Source organism: Mesorhizobium sp. M1088, from assembly GCF_040318575.1.
Classification (GTDB): Bacteria; Pseudomonadota; Alphaproteobacteria; order Rhizobiales; family Rhizobiaceae; genus Mesorhizobium.
This window is the reverse complement of sequence record NZ_JAMYMO010000129.1, coordinates 1-708: the sequence shown is the minus strand read 5'-3', so window position 1 is coordinate 708 and position 708 is coordinate 1. Positions and strand designations below refer to the sequence as shown.

Genomic DNA, 708 nt, shown 5'->3' with positions numbered 1-708 from the left:
TGACCTGCCACTGAATTTTGATCCGGCTGCAGTTAGAGCCTCGGCGGGTTTTACGCCGTATGGCGCGGGTTGAGCAACGGGTGATCGGCGGAGCTGGTCGGGGTTGCGCAGCCGATCGTCCGTTGCGGTGAGATTGGCGGCATAGGCCGCAGGCGTGATGTATCCGAGCGCCGAATGTGGGCGCGATCGGTTGTAGTCGTCTGCCCATTCGGCGATGGTTGTTCGGGCATGGTCGAGGCCGAAGAACAGGGTTTCGTTCAGCAACTCGTCCCGCATCCGCCCGTTGAAGCTTTCGCAGAAGCCGTTCTGCATCGGCTTGCCTGGCGCGATGAAGTGCCATTCCACCTGATGATCCTCGACCAGGCGAGGATCGCGTTCGAGGTGAACTCGGTGCCGTGGTCAGAGACGATCATGCCCGGCTTGCCGCGGTGAGCGATCAATTCCGTCAGTTCACGCGCCACCCGGCGGCCGCAGATCGAGGTGTCCGGGATCGCAGCCAGGCATTCGCGTGTCACGTCGTCGACGATATTGAGGACGCGGAAGCGCCGGCCGCAGGCGAACTGGTCATGGACGAAATCCAGCGACCAGCGCGCGTTCGGCTTCGCCTGGACCAGGATCGGTGCCCGCGTCCCTACCGCTCGGCGCCTGGAGCGTCGCTTGCGCACGGCCAGTCCTTCTTCGCGGTATAGCCGGTAGATGCGGTTGATA

At 63.4% G+C, this 708-nt stretch carries 1 pseudogene; it reads right to left on the bottom strand.

What is annotated here, in order from left to right:
* Positions 1-708, bottom strand: a pseudogene (locus tag NKH49_RS34795) (IS3 family transposase); the annotation flags it as partial.